This is a genomic window from Paenibacillus silvestris, from assembly GCF_009882985.1.
Lineage (GTDB): Bacteria > Bacillota > Bacilli > Paenibacillales > NBRC-103111 > Paenibacillus_E > Paenibacillus_E silvestris.
Genome location: NZ_WTUZ01000010.1, coordinates 617,395 through 639,091, shown reverse-complemented (window position 1 = coordinate 639,091; position 21,697 = coordinate 617,395). Strand labels below are relative to the sequence as shown.

General features: G+C 45.5%; 23 protein-coding genes. 11 read left to right on the top strand and 12 right to left on the bottom strand.

Features of this window, described 5'->3' with window-relative positions; translation table 11 throughout:
• Positions 1-21: 21 nt before the first annotated feature.
• Positions 22-1,599, bottom strand: coding sequence for a sensor histidine kinase (locus tag GQF01_RS06400; RefSeq protein ID WP_235959042.1), 1,578 nt, complete (start codon positions 1,597-1,599; stop codon positions 22-24).
• Between the two features lie 170 nt (positions 1,600-1,769).
• Positions 1,770-2,522: an MBL fold metallo-hydrolase gene (locus tag GQF01_RS06395; RefSeq protein WP_161405981.1), complete on the bottom strand. Its 753-nt coding sequence runs from the start codon at positions 2,520-2,522 to the stop codon at positions 1,770-1,772.
• 144 nt (positions 2,523-2,666) lie between these two features.
• On the opposite strand from GQF01_RS06395, the gene GQF01_RS06390 reads away from it, so the two are divergent.
• From GQF01_RS06390 to GQF01_RS36580, 3 genes are all read left to right on the top strand, one after another.
• On the top strand, positions 2,667-3,560 hold the full coding sequence (locus GQF01_RS06390; protein WP_161405980.1) for an alpha/beta hydrolase: 894 nt from the start codon (positions 2,667-2,669) through the stop codon (positions 3,558-3,560).
• An 81-nt stretch (positions 3,561-3,641) separates the two neighbouring features.
• Positions 3,642-4,262, top strand: a complete 621-nt coding sequence (locus GQF01_RS06385; RefSeq protein ID WP_161405979.1) for a stalk domain-containing protein — start codon at positions 3,642-3,644, stop codon at positions 4,260-4,262.
• 91 nt (positions 4,263-4,353) lie between these two features.
• Positions 4,354-4,665: a DUF1292 domain-containing protein gene (locus tag GQF01_RS36580; RefSeq protein ID WP_127452090.1), complete on the top strand. Its 312-nt coding sequence runs from the start codon at positions 4,354-4,356 to the stop codon at positions 4,663-4,665.
• A 134-nt stretch (positions 4,666-4,799) separates the two neighbouring features.
• On the opposite strand, the gene GQF01_RS06375 is transcribed toward GQF01_RS36580, so the two are convergent.
• Positions 4,800-5,219 (bottom strand): DUF1885 family protein, encoded by a 420-nt coding sequence (locus GQF01_RS06375; RefSeq protein ID WP_161405978.1) that lies wholly within the window; start codon positions 5,217-5,219, stop codon positions 4,800-4,802.
• A gap of 85 nt (positions 5,220-5,304) precedes the next feature.
• Complete coding sequence (locus tag GQF01_RS06370; protein WP_161405977.1) at positions 5,305-6,774, bottom strand: aminotransferase class I/II-fold pyridoxal phosphate-dependent enzyme; 1,470 nt, start codon at positions 6,772-6,774, stop codon at positions 5,305-5,307.
• A gap of 170 nt (positions 6,775-6,944) precedes the next feature.
• On the opposite strand from GQF01_RS06370, the gene GQF01_RS06365 reads away from it, so the two are divergent.
• Both GQF01_RS06365 and GQF01_RS06360 read left to right on the top strand, forming a co-directional pair.
• Entirely contained in the window at positions 6,945-8,186 is a 1,242-nt protein-coding gene (locus GQF01_RS06365; RefSeq protein WP_161405976.1) for an MFS transporter, read from the top strand.
• Positions 8,187-8,220: 34 nt separating this feature from the next.
• Complete coding sequence (locus GQF01_RS06360; protein ID WP_161405975.1) at positions 8,221-9,393, top strand: MFS transporter; 1,173 nt, start codon at positions 8,221-8,223, stop codon at positions 9,391-9,393.
• A 333-nt stretch (positions 9,394-9,726) separates the two neighbouring features.
• On the opposite strand, the gene GQF01_RS06355 is transcribed toward GQF01_RS06360, so the two are convergent.
• From GQF01_RS06355 to GQF01_RS06335, 5 genes are all read right to left on the bottom strand, one after another.
• Positions 9,727-10,329, bottom strand: a complete 603-nt coding sequence (locus tag GQF01_RS06355; RefSeq protein ID WP_235959193.1) for a TetR/AcrR family transcriptional regulator — start codon at positions 10,327-10,329, stop codon at positions 9,727-9,729.
• Between the two features lie 103 nt (positions 10,330-10,432).
• On the bottom strand, positions 10,433-11,461 hold the full coding sequence (locus GQF01_RS06350) for an ABC transporter permease (RefSeq protein ID WP_161405973.1): 1,029 nt from the start codon (positions 11,459-11,461) through the stop codon (positions 10,433-10,435).
• Positions 11,458-12,186, bottom strand: a complete 729-nt coding sequence (locus GQF01_RS06345) for an ABC transporter ATP-binding protein (RefSeq protein WP_161405972.1) — start codon at positions 12,184-12,186, stop codon at positions 11,458-11,460. Before GQF01_RS06345 ends, GQF01_RS06350 begins: the two co-directional genes overlap by 4 nt.
• A gap of 179 nt (positions 12,187-12,365) precedes the next feature.
• Positions 12,366-13,055, bottom strand: coding sequence for a hypothetical protein (locus GQF01_RS06340; RefSeq protein ID WP_161405971.1), 690 nt, complete (start codon positions 13,053-13,055; stop codon positions 12,366-12,368).
• 111 nt (positions 13,056-13,166) lie between these two features.
• Positions 13,167-13,799, bottom strand: coding sequence for a YktB family protein (locus GQF01_RS06335; protein ID WP_161405970.1), 633 nt, complete (start codon positions 13,797-13,799; stop codon positions 13,167-13,169).
• A 190-nt stretch (positions 13,800-13,989) separates the two neighbouring features.
• Here GQF01_RS06335 and GQF01_RS06330 point away from each other — a divergent pair, with 190 nt between their 5' ends.
• Positions 13,990-14,844, top strand: coding sequence for a stalk domain-containing protein (locus tag GQF01_RS06330; protein ID WP_161405969.1), 855 nt, complete (start codon positions 13,990-13,992; stop codon positions 14,842-14,844).
• A gap of 1 nt (position 14,845) precedes the next feature.
• On the opposite strand, the gene GQF01_RS06325 is transcribed toward GQF01_RS06330, so the two are convergent.
• Positions 14,846-15,505, bottom strand: coding sequence for a response regulator transcription factor (locus GQF01_RS06325; RefSeq protein WP_161405968.1), 660 nt, complete (start codon positions 15,503-15,505; stop codon positions 14,846-14,848).
• Between the two features lie 32 nt (positions 15,506-15,537).
• A complete protein-coding gene (locus GQF01_RS06320) occupies positions 15,538-16,668 on the bottom strand; it encodes a sensor histidine kinase (RefSeq protein WP_161405967.1) in 1,131 nt (376 codons plus the stop codon).
• A 184-nt stretch (positions 16,669-16,852) separates the two neighbouring features.
• On the opposite strand from GQF01_RS06320, the gene GQF01_RS06315 reads away from it, so the two are divergent.
• From GQF01_RS06315 to GQF01_RS06305, 3 genes are read left to right on the top strand one after another with little or no spacing between them, the layout of a single operon-like run.
• Positions 16,853-17,788 carry an ABC transporter ATP-binding protein gene (locus GQF01_RS06315; RefSeq protein WP_161405966.1) on the top strand — a complete coding sequence of 312 codons (936 nt, stop codon included), beginning with the start codon at positions 16,853-16,855 and terminating at the stop codon, positions 17,786-17,788.
• A gap of 12 nt (positions 17,789-17,800) precedes the next feature.
• On the top strand, positions 17,801-18,958 hold the full coding sequence (locus GQF01_RS06310; protein ID WP_161405965.1) for an ABC transporter permease: 1,158 nt from the start codon (positions 17,801-17,803) through the stop codon (positions 18,956-18,958).
• On the top strand, positions 18,951-20,105 hold the full coding sequence (locus GQF01_RS06305; protein WP_161405964.1) for an ABC transporter permease: 1,155 nt from the start codon (positions 18,951-18,953) through the stop codon (positions 20,103-20,105). Before GQF01_RS06310 ends, GQF01_RS06305 begins: the two co-directional genes overlap by 8 nt.
• Positions 20,106-20,208: 103 nt before the next feature.
• On the opposite strand, the gene GQF01_RS06300 is transcribed toward GQF01_RS06305, so the two are convergent.
• Positions 20,209-20,316, bottom strand: a complete 108-nt coding sequence (locus tag GQF01_RS06300; RefSeq protein WP_145656775.1) for a YjcZ family sporulation protein — start codon at positions 20,314-20,316, stop codon at positions 20,209-20,211.
• Positions 20,317-20,544: 228 nt separating this feature from the next.
• On the opposite strand from GQF01_RS06300, the gene GQF01_RS06295 reads away from it, so the two are divergent.
• Positions 20,545-20,781, top strand: a complete 237-nt coding sequence (locus GQF01_RS06295; protein WP_161405963.1) for a DUF6953 family protein — start codon at positions 20,545-20,547, stop codon at positions 20,779-20,781.
• 215 nt (positions 20,782-20,996) lie between these two features.
• Positions 20,997-21,593, top strand: a complete 597-nt coding sequence (locus GQF01_RS06290; protein ID WP_127452115.1) for a hypothetical protein — start codon at positions 20,997-20,999, stop codon at positions 21,591-21,593.
• The last annotated feature ends 104 nt before the right edge of the window (positions 21,594-21,697 follow it).

Genomic DNA, 21,697 nt, shown 5'->3' with positions numbered 1-21,697 from the left:
GCGGCTTTTTCTATGTCGATGTTATTGCGCCAAAGGGAAAGTGATGATGAATCTTGTGCCGGTTCCAAGCTCACTTTCAACCTCCAGCGTTCCTTGGTGATCTTGTACGATTTTGTAGCAGATCGATAAACCAAGTCCTGTGCCAGATTCTTTCGTCGTAAAGAAGGGATGGAAGATCTTTTCTAACTGCTCACCCGGAATCCCAGGACCATTATCTGCAATTACGACGGTCACGTTTTTGGCATCAGACGTCAATTGCATGTGCACGACACCATTTTCTTCCATAGCTTCACAGGCATTTTTAACGATATTGAGCAGTAATTGAATCATTTTATCTTGATCCATCAAAACAAGAAGGGGATCCACCGCTTCTTTGTAGTGGATTTGATGACCGAATCGGGTTGCTTCCGACTCCATCAGTGCAATGACCTTGAGCACACACTCGTGTAAAGAGTAAACTCGGAAATCGATGCTATGCGGCTTGGAGAATTGCAGGAATTCACCGGTTAAGTCACTCATGCGATCAATTTCTTCCATAATCAAGCTGTACCAATTTTCGATATTGTAACCGTTTGCTTTCGAGATTTGTAAAAATCCTTTGACCGTTGTAAGGGGGTTCCGTATTTCATGAGCCATGCCAGAGGCCAATTCGCCGATGACTCTGAGCTTATCGGACCTAAGCATGTGTTCTTCACGGTTTAACCACGACTCACGTTTCTTCGTGAATAAATTATTCTCAGCTAATAGGATTAGATCATCTTTCGTCAAGCCATCTAGCGGGTAGGAGGCAATTCCATATGTAATTTGAATCCCGGTTAACTTAGGCAGCTCAGAATCAAGCTTTAGCTTTAACGAGGAATTGGCTGATTGGTCTGCAACCAATGGCATCACCACCGCGAATTCATCACCGCCGTATCTTGCGATAAAGAGCGCATCTTTAAACAAGATTTGGAGGAGCTCAGCCATCTGCTTCAGAATAAAGTTTCCAGCCTGAAAGCCGCGGCTTGTATTCATCGCCTTCAAATCCGTACAGTCGATAAGGATCAGAACCAATCCCTGCTTCTGACGAATGAGCTGTTCAAGCCGGCGATGGGATTCTTCGTAGTTGTAAAGGCCTGTTAACGAATCCTGCTGCGAAAATAAATATCGTTCTTTCTTTAATCGATCAGCCTGTTTGAGAGTGGAGTATGTCGCTTTCGTCAGTAAGGCAACAGTCGTGAAATGCAGCAAGCATTCAACGACATAAATCCAAAGCAGGTCATAGATCCCTTTAATGAGATACACATTACTTAGAAAAATGAGCGCGTAGGAGGCGGCAAGCACCCACGATTTTTTGCGATTTTCTTCTGTATAAATATCATAGAATAGCGTTAGTATGTATAGAGGGAGAAGCAAATTCAAATGGCCGATGTAATGTATAAGGCCAATGGTCAATAAGCGAAGCCAGGGCATTGCAGCATGTTTGGCTTGAAAACGGAAGCTAGTCATGTACAGTAAAACGAGAAGGATTTGTAAAGGAGTATTAATGGAAGTGTGAAGAATTGTCGTATATAGCATAAATACAAATGCGTAAGCAAAAAGAATCCAATTGATTATCAAAATATCATCTCCTGCAAGTAACGATGTCCAGTATTAGCACTATGGAGACATGTTCTCTGTCTGTTTACCCAAATCCTGCTTTCAAGCAAAAAGAATAGGAAATAAACACGGATTTTCGACGAAAAAAGAACCTTTAGGGCATTGGAGTCCTAAGGTTCCGTGATGAACATTTATTCTGGAAGATCCATAATTTCGTGCTGGACAACGAATTGCATGCGACCGGTTTTACCAATGAAGTCGCTCATGTTGTCAGCATAATGCATGAGGTATACCCGCTGCTGGATATGCTCTGGTAACGTTAGCAATTCTTCGAGCGTAGCGTGTATGAAGCCCTGGCCGCTTAATTGACAATCATGAAAGATGGTATGGCAGTTTCTTTTATCAATGACTTCGTGAAGGAGCAGTTCTTCGCTGAAACGGGTATCTGCGCTATAGAAGATGCGGTCGTTGATAAACAGCGAATAGCTAGGTTTGCGGGGAATATGCAGAGTTGGTACAAGTTCAATGGCTAAACCCGGACCTATGACAACAGGCACTTGTTCCTCAATCACAATGACGTCAAAATAATCTTCGAGGGAATGATAACCGTCTTCCGGATTATACATGCCGCCTTTCAGCGTGTTCTCCCATAAGACGTTTGCGATCGCTTTGGTCAGGTACAGCTTTGTTTTCTTCTGATTGCTTTCATATAATAAGCGGAAAGCCATTTCTTCCAATCCGCCAACGTGATCGGCATGAATATGTGAAATAACGATGCCATCGATTTGATCGGGTTGTATTTGTATGTCGTTAAGCGATCTTGGCGTTGTTGAACCGCAGTCGATGAGTATATTCAATTCGTTTGAACGGATTAATGCGCTTGTATTATAAAATGTTTTGGCAAAAGCACTGCCGGTTCCCAACATTTGAATTTGCAAACTCATTCAGCCGCCCCCATTTTTCGACAAAAAACATCTTTTTCTAATGTAGCATGGGAGGTTGCTCGATTTCAACCATTATATGTCTGACATATAAGCTTAAAGTACGATGCTTACCTATTTTATTTTATCTAAGGTGATGATATGGCGATGATTTGGTATTTGATTGGCGCGCTAATCGTGACGATTGGCTTGATTTTGATAGGTATTTCTACCTATGTTGGCTGGCAGTTAACACATCCGAAACGAAAGATCGTCGATGAGTTTCCAGAGCAATACGGCTTGCAAAAGCAGGATATTACATTTCCTAGTCAGTTGCAGGATGTTGCGCTGGATGGATGGTTTTTCAAATCTCCTTTCGCACCTGCTGGTGAGTTGGCAACGACGGTTATCATGTCACATGGGTATGCGGGTACACGACTTGAGAAGGGACTGCCGGCGCTTGCCTTAGCGAAGGCTATTGTTGATGAAGGTTATCATGTACTTATGTTTGATTTTCGCAATTCGGGCAATTCCGAGGGCAATTTGACGACCGTGGGCTACTTGGAGAAGCAGGATGTGCTTGGTGCAATTAAATGGGTGCAGGAGCATGTCCCTGGTAAAATTTGCCTGCTGGGTTTTTCAATGGGAGGGAGCACATCGCTTTTGGCGGCTGCGGAAGAATCCACCGTTGCGGGAGTCATTACGGATAGTGCTTTTAGCCAGCTAAGTCCTTACTTGAGAGATAATTTGCCGGTGTGGTCGAAGCTGCCGAGGTTTCCATTCACACCTCTGATATTGGGGATTTTGCCAAGGTTGATCGGGATTAATCCCCGTCATGTAGATGCGCTCGCTGCAGTCGACCGTATTTACCCTAGGCCAATTCTTTTCATACACAGCAAGGATGACGATGCCATTCCATGGTCGAATAGTGAGGGGATGTGGCGCCGGCATCCGGACGTTTTTGAGCTGTGGCTTACACAAAAAGCGGGGCATGTTGGGTCCTATCATTTGCAGCCAGAGGCGTATAAACAGCGTGTTCTATTATTTTTATCAAAATTATAAAATCATCGCAACTCTTTTTAACCTTCGGAGTATAAAGATGCAGACATAAAGTTTACTAACGAGAGCTGGAGGTTATTTAAAATGAAAGTTGTTCAGCGGATATTTACGTTGATGCTGGTGTTTTTTGTTCTAAGCACGGCTGCAGTGGTGGCCTCATCGATATGGGGGGATTTTAAGGGTTACAACATTGCACGTCTGGTCGTCAACGATACGACATCGGAGTTCGGGGAGTCGGACGTTCCGCCACTTATTGTTGAAGGGAGTACTGTTTTACCTTTGCGCGCTGTTAGCGATGCCTTGCAAGCGTTGGTGAAATGGGATAATTCCAACAAGACGGCCTATTTGTACAAACCGAACGTGCACTTGTTCTTTACAACGGAAGTGCGGAAAGATTCTGCTATTGTTCCATTCGGCGTTGTTGAGCGTGGTAAGCAAGCGGATTTCATTGTATTTGCACAGGTCGATAATTTGAAAACAAGCATTAACTCTGTCCAAGTTTCCATCGTATCGCCAAGCGGCAAGAGCGTAGTTACACCTGTCGTGAAATCGATCACGGATTCCAAAGAATCTTTCTGGCTGAAAGTGCCTTTGTATGGCGTATCCTTTGACGAAGCGGGCACTTATGTTGTTAAATTTGCGATGCAAGCGACAGGCGCTAGCAATTATTCCGTCGTTTCCGAGAAGCAAATTCAATCCGAATAGGATAAGCTCATAAGAAAGTGGTTTGACCTCTGAATATGAAAATGTTAGGATGATTACGTAAGTAATTATTCGACGAAATGAGGTTCTGCCTGTGAGCGATGAGAAGCACGATCATGTACACGGCCCGGACTGTGACCACGATCACGAGCATGGGGAAGATGTTTTTATCGTAACGGACGAGAACGGTGAAGAGCACGAGATGGTTATGGTTTATACCTTCCAATCTCAAGAGCAAGCTTATGCAGTATTGCTTGATCGCAATGATCCTGAAGCGGACGGCGTAATTTTCCGAGTTGAGGAAGATGGCGACGATGCTTTCTTAGTCAACATTGAGGATGAAGAAGAATGGGAACGCGTAGTGACCATTTACAATGAAATCGTAGCTCAAGAAGGCGAAGAATAAGAGCTATACATAAGAAAGGGCTGCCCATGAAGTAGGTAATCTACTGTAGGGCAGCCTTTTCACTATGGATATAAAACGGGGCTGTCCTGGAGGTTGGAATTAACCTTCTCGGACAGCCCCGTTCGTGTAAGATTTCATTTTCGAGGATTGAAGTACATGATTCTGCCATTAAATAGATGAAGTTCAGCTTTCAGCAGTTTACCAAGGTATTTGCAGAACTCATTGCCTTTGCTCTTGTCGCCATGTGTGGCGTCGTCAGGCAATACAACTTGGACATAATGCCGATCTTCCTCTTGATTCTTCTCACTGCCGACACCAATCACAATATATTTGTATAAAGGATTGATACCTTTCAGATAGAACCATTTTCCTTCGCCTTCCGGCTTCGTCTCAATGGTATAAGGGAATCCGGCCTCATCATATTCCCAGCCAAGCTGCTTGGCTGTTAGACTGAGCTGCTCACGGTAATGCAGAAGCTTGTCCTTCAGTTCATCCAAGGTGAGTGCGGATACTTGGGAACCTGTTACGAATTTTATATAAGCGCTTTGAGCCATTCCTTGTTCACCTCATTCGCTAAACATCACCAACATCATAGCATCATGTAAACGGTTTTACAATAACTTCCTATCACTCAAAACGCTAGAATATCGCTTGTGTCTCAACGATAACCTTGACATTTTGAACACTGCGATCCTCAGGGCCTTTGACTGGAAGTCCAACCTCAACATGCTCGACGATGTAATCAATAAGTTCTTGCGTGATGACTTCACCTGGAAGTAAAATCGGAATTCCCGGTGGATATACATAGATGAATTCAGCGATGATACGGTCGGCGGAATCTTTGAACGGCAGAATTTCGGTCTCGCCATAGAAAGCATCACGCGGCGTTAGCGTTAATTGAGGAATAGCAGGGACTTTAATAACAACCTCTTTGACCTCGACAACGTCGTCATTCATATGCGAGAGTTTGCGCAGAGCTTCTAGTAGAATCTCAATGTTCTCTGGCGTATCACCCGGTGTAACGAGGCAGAGGATGTTGTACATATCACTCATTTCGACTTCGATATTGTAGTGCTCACGCAGCCAATTCTCGACTTCGAAGCCCGTGATCCCAAGCTTGCGTACATGGACACATATTTTCGTCGGATCATAAGTAAAAGTAGCTTCTCCGCCTAGAATTTCTTCCCCGAAGCAGTAAAGGTTCTCAATTTCATTGATTTGCTTTCTGGTGTACTGAGCAAGGGCAATTGTACGTTCCGCCATTTCAGTGCCATTCAAAGCTAAATGCCTGCGCGCTGTATCTAGCGAAGCTAGCAAGATATAAGACGTAGAAGTCGTCGTTAACATGGAGATAATCGTTTGGATCCGCTTAGGATTTACGCGATTGCCTTTCACATTCAAGACGGAACTTTGTGTCATGGATCCACCTAGCTTATGAACGCTTGTTGCTGCCATATCGGCGCCTGCTTCCATAGCGGACATTGGTAGCTTGTCATGGAAGTGAATGAGCACGCCATGCGCTTCATCAACAAGGACAGGCATGTTATAGCTGTGCACCAGATCAACGATCTCTTTTAGATCCGTACATACACCATAATAAGTTGGATTGATAACTAATACAGCTTTGGCATCAGGATGCTTCTCAAGCGCTCTGCGGACAGAACGGGTTGGAATACCATGGTCGATTCCTAAGTTTTTGTCACGTGCGGGCTGGATAAATACCGGCTTAGCGCCGACGAAAATAATCGCGGCAAGAACGGATTTATGTACATTTCGCGGAACGATAATTTTATCGCCTTCGGAACAGACCGTCATAATCATCGTCATGATGGCTCCACTTGTCCCTTGTACGGAGAAGAACGTATGGTCTGCACCATAGGCGTCCGCAGCCAGCTTCTGGGCTTCCTCAATGACACCCATCGGTTGATGGAGATCATCCAGCGGTGCTATATTGATGAGGTCGATGGACAGGGCATTGTCCCCAATAAAGGAACGAAACTCCGGGTCCATGCCGACTCCTTTTTTGTGGCCAGGAATGTGAAACTGAATCGGATTTTTTTCAGCATGCTCGAGCAATGCAGTGAACAGGGGGGTACGGGTATGATCCACCTGATTATCGCTTCCCTTCTATCGTGGATTGCTTGTCGAAAGATGCAACAAACAAAATGAGTATATCAAACTAGAGATTTCATGCAAGCTAATTTTTTGAAAATAGTTTGTGCTAATTGGGGAAAAACTAACAATACTTGTTAAAATACGTCCAAATAAGGAGAAATCACATGATTTTGTTGCAAAAATGGCGGAAAAACCAGCTGTTTTCCCCATTTGTGATCGAATTGTTAATTATTATGTTTATCGTCGAATTTGTGAAGGGCGCACTGCTAATTACGATATTGCCGGTCTACATGAAAACAGGGCTCGGGGCTTCGGCCTTTATCATTGGATGGACGCTTGCGGCTCAATATATTGGCGATAATGTGCTGCGCACGCCTGTCGGCTGGATCATTGATAAGCTCGGTTATCGTACAACTATGCTCACAGGTGTGCTGTTGACCTTTGTTTCTGTCATCCTTATGGCAACAACTTCCCAATATATTTGGATGATTGTCGGCTGCACGCTGCTTGGCTTTGGTACAGCCCCGCTATGGCCATGCGTGATTACAGGGACGACGGAAGTGGCAGGGGAGGATGGCAAGGCGACGATCATGAGCGTTGTTTATATGGCATGGTTATCGGGCGTTGGTCTTGGGCCGGTGGCCATTAACTTTTTTGTAGGTGAAAATCGGTACACGATTGCATTTCGTTTATTGATCGCATGCATGACAGTTGTAGTGCTCGTAGCGCTAATGCTGCCTCGGAAAAGTTCAGTGGGGATAGAGAAGGCAGTAACACACGCTAAACCTGAGAAAGCTCCACTCGTTGAGCGAGTTTCGGCCTATCTAGGTGAAGTAAGGCGATCACTGTCTGTTAGCCCACTCATGTTTCCCGCTATGTTCGCACAGACGTTTGCTCTCGGCATATTGACACCTATTCTGACTCTGTATGCAAAAGAGGTGCTTAAGCTTTCCTCCTTTGAATACAGCATGTTTCTGGTTGCAGGAGGAGCTGTTACGGTCATATGTTTAGTACCCATGGGGAAATGGGTGGACCGCCGCGGCATACGTCCGTTTTTGATCACGGGTTTCACCATAAGCGCTGCAGCTCTGCTACTGTTTACATATGCCAAGTCTATGACCATACTGTATGTATTGGTTGCCCTGCTTGGAGTTGGCTACGCTTTTATCATACCGTCCTGGAATGCGCTGATTGCTTCGGCCATACCCCCTGAGAAGAGAGGGGCTGTATGGGGCTTCTTTCTAACGATTGAAGGGCTTGGCATGATTATCGGGCCGATCGTTTCCGGCAAGCTATGGGATGTCTATGGCTACCATGCGCCATTTTTGATGAGCGGTTCAGTCCTCGTACTGTTACTTGTTCTTCAAATGTTCATTTCCATCCCCAAAAAAGGTATGGTACGATAAGGGAAAATGTTTGGTTTGGAGGCTCATAAGCATCATGAATAAACAGATTGGAATCATCATGCTGTTGTTGATGACCATTTTCGTAGGTTTTGGCATTATCATTCCCATCCTGCCGGAAGTAGTCAAAGGAGCCGGCTCTGAGTATCATAACGCGTTGTTGCTATCGGTTTACTCTGCGGCTTCCTTCCTGATGTCTCCGATTTGGGGCGCGCTCTCGGATCGTATTGGACGCAGACCGATTATCTTAATTGGCTTGCTGGGCTTTAGTATTAGCTTTCTGATTTTTGGATTCGCGGACGGACATTTGTGGATCATGTACGTGTCTCGCATCTTGGGGGGCTTATTCTCAGGAGCTGCAACGGCCTGCGCTGTTGCTTACGTGGCGGACATTACAACGGCCGAGAATCGGACGAAAGGCATGGGAATGGTGGGCATGTCGATCGGTTTAGGTTTTATCTTCGGGCCCGCGATTGGAGGGATTCTAAGCCGTTGGGGGACTTACGTGCCTTTCTTCGCAGCTTCAATCCTGGCGTTTGCCTCGTTCCTTTTTGCTTTTGCGATCCTCTCGGAGTCGCTGCCAGCGAATAAGCGAACTTCAGTGAAGGAGAAGGCTCCATCGAGGTGGAAAGCATTCTCTGGAGCATCCAAGTATTTGTATGTGTTATCCTTTTTCGTTTCATTTACACTCGCTGGCCTAGAAGCGACGCTGCAGTATTACCAAATGGACAAGATCGGCGCAACGCCATTTGATATCGGCATGATGTTCCTTGCCAGCGGCATCGTTGGCGCCTTGATCCAAGGCGGTGTCGTTCGCCGCTTGGTCAAACAGGGTGCCGAGCAGAAAGTGATTGGCATCGGCTTATTGCTCTCAGCAGCTGGTTTCTTCCTGCTGCTGTACTCCAGCAGCGTTGTCACCGCTGCGATTTACTTGTCCGTATTCGGCGCCGGGAACGCGCTGATACGCCCTTGTGTGACGTCGCTGATTACGCAGCGTACGAAAGTGGGACAAGGCGTCGCGACGGGCCTCAGCTCCTCCATGGACAGCCTGGGCCGCATCGCGGGCCCGCTACTTGGCGGAGCGGTGTTCGCCATCGCGCATTCCTTGCCGTTTATTATCGGCGGCGTGCTTTGCTTGGCGGCGATTCTGCTGCTGCAGCGCTTCGTGCTTGTTGATCGTCAGACGCGGGTTCAACAGCAAACGGCTTAGCACCAATAAAAAGCTGTACACTAGCTTTCTCAATGGAGAAGGCGGGTGTACAGCTTTTTTTGAATCCTTCATGTTTTTGCAGCTTCCAAGGAACTACAGTTCGCTATTTCATTGAAAAGGTATATTCTTCACAGGCAAGCGGAACTACAGTCCGCTATTTTACCGATTTCACCTGAACAACACTCCATGGAGGACAAATAAGAGCCTGTAGTTCCTTTCAGAAAGAGAAACAACCATTTTTATCCAAAATAGAGGACTCCAGTTCCTTGTCAGAACGCCATAGTCCCATTCCTTTTGTTAAATTACCGCCTAGTAGCTGTAGTTCAGCTACCCCTAGGATTTACGTGGCGCTAATCCATGCAAAATGAAGTTAATCGTATAATCGATTTCCTTCTCTTCATCCCACTCGGATTCCGGTACCAATAAAAATCGGGTAATCAAAAGGCCAATAATGCTCGAAACAATCAGCCGCATACTCGTAGGAGCAGGGATCTCAATGAGCTGGCCTCCCCCTTGAAAGTGCCGGATTGCTTTATAAGCTTTTTCCAGCACCATATCAGCTACGGTTTCCTTGAACTGTTCTCGGAGCTCCTTGTGAAACGGGATTTCGTGCATGAAAATTTTGATCACAGGAAAATGCTTGCGGGCAAATTCTAGTCGGTTGACCGTAATGGCACGCAAAAATTGTTCCACGGTGGGATAGTCGGCTTCAAGCACCTTGGTAAAGTCTTTTACAGCAAAGGGAGCGATAAGCTTCGTCATCATCGGAGCAACGATCGAGAGCAGCAGCTCTTTTTTGGTTTTATAGTGTCGGAAAATCGTTCCTTCCGCTACGCCTGCTTTCTGAGCGATCTCGCTGGTTGAGGAGCCGGCAAACCCTTTCTCCGAGAAAATTTCCACGGCCGCTTGCACAATTTTGATTTGCTTATCGGTCATTTTCTCTTCCTCGTCGTTTAGGCGCAGCAGTTCTTTCAGCCATGGATCGATTGCAATGTCGGACACGGCATTCACCTCCTCGGTTAGTCGTCGCATCCAACTATTATATCTTACGATGCTTCCGCAGTGCCAGTATGTTCAAGATCATGAAGATGAACGTGAAGGCTGCAAGAACGGCGACGTCCATCCAGATGCGATCCCATCCCGCGCCGCGAATCATAATATTGCGCAGCGCGTCAGCGCCGTATTTTAGGGGCATGACGACCCCGATCCATCGCAGGTATACAGACATCGTATCCAAGCTGAAAAGGCCTGAGAAGAACACCTGAGGGACGATAATGAGCGGTATGAATTGAATCATCTGGAATTCGTTGTTTGCGAAAGCGGAAATCAGAGTTCCGAGCGAAAGTGCCGCTAGCGCGAGCAGAACAGTAATCAACAGGACATACCAGAAAGATCCGACCATCATTAAACCTAGAACACTTGTTGCAAACCAGGCAATTAGTGTTGCTTGCAAGGTTGTGAATATGCCGAAACCGAGAATATAACCGACGACGATTTCCCAGCGGCGCAGCGGAGTAGCGAGGAGACGCTCCAGCGTTCCGCCAGTTCGTTCCCTTAGGAACGATACACCGGAGAGCAGGAAAACGAAGAAGAATACAAAGAAGCCAATCAGCACCGGACCAAAATTGTCAAAAGCGGCCATATCAGCTGAGCCATGCAAATAGGAGATGACGGGAGCCTGCAAACTAGTGTTGGCCGGGATAGCGGATTGCAAAGCTTTTTGCATCAGAAATAATACGGCTTTGTTTTTGCTGGGGTCACTACCCTCTAGAGCGAGCTGAGCAGCTGCTCCATTCATGGTAATAACCGCATCCAAATGGACCGCTTCAAGTTCAGCTTGTGCTTCTTCAGCCGTATAGCTCGTAACTTCCGCATTCAATTCCTGAAGCTTCTGAACGAGCGGAGCGGGAACATTCACGGCGCCTAGCTTAGGGACATAGGTGTCCCCATTAAACACTAATGACATCATGAACAGAATGAGCATTGGTGCGACAAGCATCATCATAAGTGTCCGTTTATCATGGAAAAATTGCCGTAAAATCCGAATGACGATGGCCCGAATTCTCATGCTCGCGCACCTCCATAGAATAAGAATGCTTCTTCTATCGTCGAAGAGGAGGTCGCTTGTTTCAATTCATCCGGCGTTCCTACGGCAGTCAGTCGACCGTCGCGAATCATTCCGAGCTGATGGCATTTATCGGCCTCATCCATGACGTGCGTGGTGAGGAGGATCGTGGTGCCTTTCTGACTTAAAGAGGAGAGTTCCTCCCAAATCGATTTACGCAAGACAGGATCGATGCCTACCGTAGGTTCGTCTAGAATTAGAATGGCCGGCTCATGCAAAAGCGAGATCGCAAGCGATAGGCGGCGTTTCATGCCCCCGGAGTAGTTCGATACTTGCTTTTTCAAGTGATCTCCCAGATCTACGAGCTCCATCACATCCAGGATGCGTTGTTTACGCTTTGCGCCTGCGAGCCCATATAAGGCTGAGAAAAACTCCAAATTCTCCTGTGCCGTTAATTCAGCATACAGAGCATCAGACTGCGCCATGTATCCGATGTTAGATAGCATAGCCAACTGCGGCATGCGCTCTCCGAGCACCTCGACTGTGCCGGAAGAGGGGGCATCAATACCCGCAATGAGCCGCACGAGTGTTGTTTTACCAGATCCGGAAGGGCCGAGAAGTCCGAAAATCTGCGCTTTAGGAACTGCCAAGGTGATGTCCTGCAAAACAACTTTCTCTCCGAACTGCTTGCCGACATGCTGCACTTCGATGGACGTGTTAATAGCCATAGACCGGCACCTCTTTCTGAGTGAGTAATCACTCATTATTCATTCAAACTCATCATACGTCATCTGTATGTCGTTGTGAAGTGAGTAATCACTCATTAAGCAAAAAATAATAGCGAAAAGAAAAAAAGACTGCTCCAATGCCATCTTAGATGACATTGGGCAGCCTTTTTCATGTGCACTTATTCCTTAGCTTTCATATCTTTCTTGTGGTCAACCCACTTCTCAATGGATGGGGTTAACTGATCTTTAATGGACGCGACGAGCTTGTCCTTGGAAATGCCTTTGGACTGTGCGATTTCGGTGAGCGATTTGCCGGAGCGAAGCTGGGCATGTAGTTCATCCTTGCTCAGTCCGAGCGTTTTGGCGAGTTTTTCCGTGTCGGGCTTCAGTCCGAAGCGGTGCCACTTGCTTCTGCCATGGCTGTCCAGGAGGTTCTTCTCGTTGAGGATGAACTTCAAATGTTCGCCGAGCTTTTGCTTCATATGCTCGCCCTGGTCGGCTGTCAGCTTGCCATCCTTCACGGCTACTTCAATCTTTCCGGTACGGAGCTGCTGTAGCTTTGCCGTGAGGTCGGCTTCGCTTACGCCTTTGTCGGCTGCTGCTTCCACAATACTCTTACCGCTCTTGAGCGATTTCACGAGCACTTCTTTGTCAACACCAATGACATTGGCAGATTCCTCGATAATCGGCCACTTGCGGTTATGGCGCCCGTGCCCTTTCTCATCGGTTTGCTGAAGAGAAACGATCTCTTGCCCATTAGCGGATGGTGCCTGAGCCGAAGCGGATAGCGAAGGGAGCACAGCAGCTCCCAAAACGAACGAGAGGGCCATCGTGCTCACCAGCAGTTTTTTCTTATAAGGCTGATTCATGTGTAGGCCTCCTTTCCCAAAAAATAGGAATTACAGAACATAGTCTGTGCAGGAGGGATTAATTTTAGTTTAAAATAAGCTTAGTTTTACATAAAATTTCCACAATTCGAGTTATTTCGCATCAACAGCTAGTTGATACAGAGGAATCAGCTTCTCGAACGTTGATTTAATCAACGACTCAAGTTCATCAGGTTTTGTAAGCACCGGATCTTGGAAATGAAGGTTTCTGCCGATCAGCAGTTCAACTTTTTTGACATCGCGGAAACGTATCAAAGCGTCATTCCAAGCATTGCGGTCTAAATCAGCCAGCGGTGTGACATCCTTTTTCATATGATCGAAGGAGAGAACGAAATCGGCTGGTATTTCCTTTTGAATGCGATCGATCTGATTCATGTACGTAGTGGCGATATTGCTTTTATTAGGGAGCTCATAGATGAGTGCAAGCCAGATAAATACGCGATCATCAAACAGGCCGACCTGGAAATGAGGAACTTGCTTATAACCTCTTTTATTCGGGCAGATGGCCATCCAAGTATCCACTGGCGGGTTAATTTTGCGTCTTAAATGCTTGGCAATATGTAAAAACATTTCGGTTCCGGCAAAGAGCGAGAGATCCTGCGCCAAAGAATCGCCTAACGCTTTAAACTTAGGTTGAATGCGCTCGCGAATGGCTTCCATTCGTCCATCCAAACCTTCTATGGCAAATGTATCGAAATCATGCTGTGTAAATCCAGTAAAGCTCATAGTTAGGTGCCTCTTTTCAACTTACGTTTTTCAATTATTTTAAATTAAAAGAGTGAGCTCTGCAATGTTTTACGAGTTTCGTAGGATGGAAGTAGGAAGAATGTCCCATTTTGTCAGAAAAAGGAGGAATAAATAAGAGTTTGCCGAAATATGTGGAATAATCTATTGGAAAAGACAGGAGAATTCTGCTATGAAAATGAAGAAATGGTCCGCGGTCGTACTATTGGGCTCTTTAATGGGAACTTGCTTTACGGCAGGCGTCTATGCAGAAGATGTTCTGCAACGTGTGGATGCGTATTTAAGAAATGATTTCAAGGTAGTTGTTAACGGGCAGCAAGTGAAGCTTAATAACCCGCCGTTGATTTATAACAATAGCAGCTACTTGCCAGTGAAAGAGATAGGTAACTATCTAGGGGCAGTCGTCAATTGGCAGGAAAGCACCAAAACGATTTATATGAATCCGCGCATCAATCCCGGCCAACCTGCTGAGGGGAATGAGACAGGGTACACGGAAATTGTGTTCCAATACCCCTATGTGCAGTACTTTGAATACCGAGGTGCCACCTATCCAGTGGTCACGAATATGACGGAACAGACGTACTATCGATTAGTGGATGTGGAACGAATGGGAGTGCCAACAGCCGGATTACGCAAAGCAAAGGAGAAATATTCGCAAGAGCTGTATGTCGGAGAGGAAGAATTGAAGAAAGCTTGGGGGAGCCAGCCCCCGCAAGTATCGTATTCGAATACGGATGGTGTTCCCATTACAGGAGAGAATGACCCAGTCAAGCTAAAAGCACTCAAAGATTATGTGGAAGACTTCCGATTCTACGAAATCAATAAGATGCCGTTTATCTCGAGTCCTATCGTTATTGATGCTCTGCCTGAACTCGATACTTACAGCTATTTGCTTACTGAAAACGGGCATTACTTCCGCACGACACTCAAGCTGACTCAAGTTAATGGTATCAATAATCAGCTTGGTTATGTGGTGGGAAGTTCCTCCAAGGAGGATATCGAGGTTACAAAAGTAAATAACAACTAAACTAATTTACTCCGGATTGTTTTTTTAAATAGAAGATGGCAATTTGCGTACGATCGCGGAGATTCAGCTTGCTAAGAATTTCAGTTATATAATTTTTGACCGTGCCTTCGCTCAGGAAAAGCTCCTGGGCGATTTCTTTGTTCGACAAGCCCTCTGATATTTTCTCGACCACCGCTTGTTCGCTGGCCGTTAATCCGTATTCTCGTAGTGTGGTAGAAGCGGGTGCGCTTGGTGCGGGAGCGGGACTAATGAAGGTTGCCAATTTCTTAGCAATGTCAGGATGTATTAGCAAATTGCCTTGCTCAACCATTTTTATGCCTTGAATGATACGGTCGGGGGAAATGTTCTTCAGTAAATAGCCGCTGGCTCCGTTGCGAATCGCCTGAACAATAAATTCATCATCGTCAAATGTCGTTAAAATTAGAATAGAAATCTCGGGATTTGTTTGTTTGATCTTGCGTGTTCCCTCCACGCCATCGCAGATGGGCATTCTAATATCCATCAGGATGACATCGACTTGAACACCACTTTGGATAATAGCTAAGGCCTCATCGCCATGGGTGCACGTTCCAACAACAGTAATATCTTTGTCAAGCCCGATAATTAATTGTAAGCTTTCTCGTATAAATGGATCATCGTCAGTAATAAGAACATGTATCATAGTTGTTTCAACCCTTTCTTTCTTCGTTTGCCTTAGTGTGTTTGGCGAAAAGTGGGCAAGACCGTTGTCACCGTAAACCGGGAATCCATTGTCACAAGAAGCTGACCGCCTATAAGTTTGCTTCGCTCTTCCATGCCCGTCATTCCGAGTCCTTTGGCGGTTTGACCAGTAGGAACCTGCCCGTTATTCGAAACGCTCATTGTAATTTGCTTGGTTTCATAAATTAATTGAATCTGTACAGATGTAGCACCGCCGTGACGAATCGCATTCGTGATGGCTTCTTGGGCGTTGCGGTATAGAATGAAGGCTAGACTAGGATAAAGGACATAGGGCATACCCTGAATATCAACCTCGATCGCGATGCCTTTCTCTTTGGTCAATCCTTCAATAAGCCGATCAAGGGTAAACGACTGCATGGAATCGTCATCCGGCTTCAGCTTACGTACAGTTGATCGTAGTAGTTCCATGCTTTCAGTTAGCTGGTCCCTAACGGAGGTTAACATCTCCATGCCTTTACTCATGTGCGTTGGCATAATCCGCAGCCCGGCTTCCATCATCATTTTGAGACGAATCAATTGGTGTCCCAAATCATCGTGAATATCTCGTGAAATCCGGTTGCGTTCATCGAGCTGAGCAATATTCTCAACCTGTCTAGCGTAGTCCAATAACTGCATGCGAGCTTCATCGAGTTCATAATGCTGTCGCCGCAGCTGATCATAAAGCAGTTCGATGTCCACTTTGTTTTGTGCCACTTGGTTCATATGCCGAAGCAGCAGCGCCAGGGTAAAAAAGAGGAGATTAGCTAGCACGTAATAGCTGCTAGATTGGCCCTGTAAGCTCAAGTTTAGTGCGATCAATTGAACACCTAAGAAAGAAAGTCGGATATGACGATGGAAGGCAGGAAGATAAGTTAGCAGAGTGGAGTAAAAGATGATGAATAATAAGCCGTCAAACGTATAGCAAAGCCATCCGCTAAACCCGATTTCGACCAATAGCATCCCTATAGATTTCTTGAATATCGTTCTCCTCAGCTCTGCGACCCAAAAGAATAGAAGAATAAAGAACACATAGGTGCCATTTGACGCGTAACTTTCGAGATACATGGAAGAAATCGCTGGAATGAGAATAAGTATGTAGCGGGTTATAAGCAGTAAAGGTAACAAGTGATTCCCTTCCTTTTCAAGCGTATAGCCAAATTATAGCATAATTGGCAAGTGAGTTGACATGTTTAAAGAAGCGTTTATGACTTTTGTCACCTTGTCAGATGACTTAATCTACCTGTAAATGTATGTTGATTGAAGTACAATAAGTGTAATTCAAGCCGTCGAGATAAGGGAGAGGATCCAAGTGAGCTTTATACAAATTAAGAATGTTGTAAAAAAATACAGTAATCAAATATCCGTTGATCATTTGAATTTATCCGTTCAGCAAGGTGAAATATTCGGGTTGCTGGGCCCAAACGGAGCAGGTAAAAGCACCACAATCAAGATGCTAAGCGGCTTACTCAAAATGGATGGAGGAGAAATGATTGTAGACGGGTTGTCCGTTGCAAAAGACACGCTGGAGGTTAAGCGACTCATTGGTCTTGTTCCACAGGAGCTTGCCATCTTCGAAAGTTTAAGCGCTAGGGAAAATGTTACGTTTTTTGCCAGACTTTATGGCTTAAGAGGCGCTCTCTTGCAGAACCGTGTCAAGGAAGCGCTGGAATTCGTCGGGCTATCAGATCGGGCTAGCGATAAGCCGAGTGCTTTTTCGGGTGGGATGAAAAGGAGATTGAATATTGCTTGCGCAATTATGCACCATCCTAAGCTCATTATTATGGATGAGCCGACCGTGGGAATCGATCCGCAATCTCGGAATCACATCCTGGAGTCGGTCAAAACCTTGAACCGTATGGGTTCAACGATCATTTACACATCACATTACATGGAAGAAGTATCGGCGATCTCGACACGTGTCGGCATCATGGATCACGGACATTTGATTGCTTGCGGTACGCAAGAGGAGCTTCGTAGCAAAGTTGCACAGGATAACAAGATTATACTCCAAGTAGCAAATTTAACGGATGATGCGGTTAAGGAACTTCGTGAACATCCTAGAATCAAGCAGGTGAACGCCCAAGAACAAGCGCTTGAATTGCTTGTTGGATCGTCGCAAGCTTATTTGCAAGATATCCTGTTCATTTTATCCAAGCACAATGTCAAAATTCAATCACTCGCGCAGGTAGAACCGGATCTCGAGGCATTATTCCTGTCGTTGACCGGTAGAACTTTACGGGATTAGGGGGAGAGCGCGATGCAATTATGGATTATTGCAAAATATGAAGTTTTGCGAATGCTTCGCATGCGATACGTAATGGCCATCCAGTTTGCGATGCCTCTCTTGCTCATTTTCATCTTGGGATCGGCACTTTCTGGAGCTTTCAAAGTGGAAGATCGGACTATCAATCCCGTGAAAGTGGACGTTGTACAAGGAGATTCGGGTGAGCTGAAATCGAGCATAGAAGGCTTTCTGCACTCGCCTGACATTGGGAGTTTGCTTCAAACCTCAAATGTGCAGACACGCGATGAAGCTGTCAACAGGCTTAAATCAGGGGACTCTGAATTTGCGCTTGTTATCCCTAGTGATTTCAGTTCACGTGTGATGACGGGGAAGGAAGCAGAGTGGGAAATGATTCTTGGGAACAATTATGAGCAGAATTTGACCGCTCAAATGGTACTTCGTTCTTTCTTGGATAGCGTGAACCACAGACAGGCAGTCGGGATAACGATTGGCCCTGAGGCAGCAGCTTCCATGCAGAATCAAGGTTCATCTGATCATGTCAAGCTAGGCAATCTAGCAAAGGGTAATTCCCAGTATTCCGCTATGCAGTATTACGCCGCATCGATGCTGGTCATGTTTTTGTTATATTCCGGTTTGTCCACGGCGATGACACTGCAGGGTGAAAAGGATAAACATACGCTAGCCCGTCTGAATGCGATGCCGGTTCGTGAGTATACAATTTTACTCGGCAAGGTGCTCGGCAACACCTTTATTGCGATTTGTCAGGCAGCGATCATTGTCGGAACGACCGTTATTTTTTATCATGTCGATTGGGGAAATTCGTATGGGGTACTGGCACTAATCTGCTTTTTCGTCATCATAGCGTCCATGAGTCTCGCTGTTTTAATAGCTCTGATTGTGAAATCGTCCAAAGGGATCTCAACCATTTTCCAAATGATGGTGATGGTAATGTCCTTTCTAAGCGGAGGCTTTACACCGCTGCCTGATGGATTACTCCATCAGCTTGGTAATTTTACGCTGAATCACTGGGCTATGCAAAGTATGTATCGCATCATGCTGGGCAGTGAACCCTCCGTCTTAGGGCATCATTTGTTAGTCTTGGGATGCATTAGCGCTGGCATATTGCTCATTTCTTTCATCGTTTACCGAAAGGCGGGATATCATGAATAGCTTGTATATCGCCTATAATATGCTTCGCCGCACGCTTTTGCAAAAGCGGGGTTTGCTCATGTACCTCATCATCCCGGTAGGCGTAGTTTCCTTGATTATTGGTGTACTCGGACAGCAGCAGGAGCACCAGGTTGATATCGCTTATATCAATATGGACCGCGGACCGCTAGGGGCTCACTTGGTTCAGGAGTTGACAGGGTTGCCCGATTACAGTCTGAAGGAACAGGCTTCCAGTGCCGACTTGAAGGAAGATGTTACGAAGCAAAAGGTCGGAGGTGCGTTCGTCATTCCGGAAGGATTCAGTGAAACGTTATTGCAAGGTTCCGCGCCGCAAGTAGATATGTATCAGCTCAGTGTGAGTGAAGCGACCATTACGTTGAAAATAACGCTGAATAGTATCCTTGCAGGCTATCAAGGAACTGTTGATGTTCAGCGGAAACAAGGACTTCAGGACAAACCGCTTCAGGACGCCGTGGAGAAGACATTAACCCAGTTGGAGAAGCATCAAGTTAAGGCGCGTGTTACGGATCTGAACTTGTATGTGAATCCGAATATGCATCTCGTCATTGGCTTTATGCTGATGTTCATGATGGGAGTCATCAACAATACGATTTCCGTCATTATGGAGGACCGGAGAATGCGGACCATGGCAAGGACCTTCACGGCTCCAGTTCGCTCCATCGAAATTATGCTAGGCAATTTTATCGGCAGCTTTTTTGTAGGAACCTTGCAAGTGCTTGTTATCTTGCTCATTACCCGTTATGTGGCGCTATATGATTATGGGCTGCCATTCTTCTCACAATTTGTCATGTTGGAATTTTTCTTATTAGCGAGTATGGGGATTGCCAGCGCAGTCGCAGGTTTGGTGAAGAATGCGTCCAATATGAGCATGATCAACTCGTTAATCGTTACCCCTACCTGTATGCTAGGCGGCTGTTTCTGGCCCATTTCTCTGATGCCGGAGTGGATGCAGAAAATTGCCAATTTCGTTCCCCAGAAATGGGTCATTGAAGCAATCCAGCTTATGGCTTCGGGGCAGTCTTTGTCCCACATGTGGATGCACATGGGTGTGCTTACCCTGTTTGCGCTGATTCTGCTTGGCGTCGGGACCGTGATCTTGAGACCCGAGGATGCTGAGGTGGGTTAGACCATTCTTAATACGGGATTCACCAAACCACTCACTTAAACGTGTATACGAATAAAGGGCTGCTGGCAGAGTTGCCAGACAGCCCTTTCGTATTTGAAGTGGATTAGATAACGAATGCACTAGAAATAATAACTAATAAAATAAAGAGAACCAAAATTGCAGCAGCGGAATTATAACCGCCAACACCAGCTACACCAGCTCCATAACCCATCCAAAATCACCCTTTCGTTTATTCATTCTGTTCGTTTATCTTACAGAGATAGCATATGGTGTTCCCCCTAGGAATGAATGGGCTAATGGGCTAGTAAGGGGATGATTGTGCTCCTGTACCTATTCGATCGATAAATGTAAAGAGAATATGTTACAATGGAACGATTGATTCAAGTTATTGGACAGGGTTCAATTATTAATAACACGTGAAATGAAGGAGAGAACGGGAATGGCCGTTACGGCGAACGAGGTTGCAGAATGGATGCTGGAGCAGTTGAAATCCGCAGGGATTTTACATCAGAAAGAAGCAGTTGACTATATTATTAGCCATTATGGAGAATCCTTTATTTATGTCAACGAAAATGGGAATCAAGCGATATCCAAAGAAGTCAAAAAAATATTTAAGAAACTTCATGGCGGCAAAGCAGCCTGGGAGCGCGACGGATTTTTCTGGGGATGGCATTAAATTGGATACTTCTGCATAGCGGAATCCGCCTTCCATTTTTTGCTAGGCTGACGCCGCGATCAAACAGGCATCAGCTTTTTTTGTACGTTTTTCCTTAAAAAAATGTCAATAATCCAAGTTGCTAAAACATAGAATTCATAATAAGATAAGGATAAGAAGATAAGTTGTCTGAATATTTAAATAAAACAAACGCACCAATTATGGAGGGGATTGCCGTGAGTAAGAGTCATGAAGTGGAGTACTGCAACCTAGAGTTACGATTTGATCGCCGGCTAATCCGGAACTTCATTAAAGCGCTCATTCAGGAAGGTTATTCTCTGTATTGGAACGAAAGTGAGCTGCAGTTCATCATTTCCATTCGTACAGGACGGAAGCTGATTAAGCTGAAGTTTGAGCGAATTGGTGAAAAGTATAAAATCGTGGGTAATTATTCGTTCAAAGATGAGAAGCTCGCGGAAATGATGGAAAAATTGATTGGTGACACACGCGGTCATGCGGTAGTAAAAAGATTCAAAGATCGGCAAATTCTCATTGAGAATATTATGTTCGGGGAAATTATTCGCATGGTTGAAATTAGCGGCATCGAACATAAAGTGCTGTATCAGAAGGAGCCAGCCGTGACAGTAGAAGAAGTCATGCAAGCGCTGCGATCCAAGCGTACAGATGAACGAATTCCTATTTTGCGCATGGAACTCGATTATGAACTGGCCACCTTACATGATGCTATAGCATCTGGGGATGCCAAAGCGATTATGGAGAGTAAAACCAAGTTGCTCGAAATGCGTCAAGAAATGCTCTTATTGGAGATGTGAGAATGAATAGTGGATTTAAATAAGAAGAGAGCCTGTATTTATACATACGGACTCTCTTTTGTGTTTCTTCGTGTTTCTGAAAAAGGATAGGCGTATTTACTTGG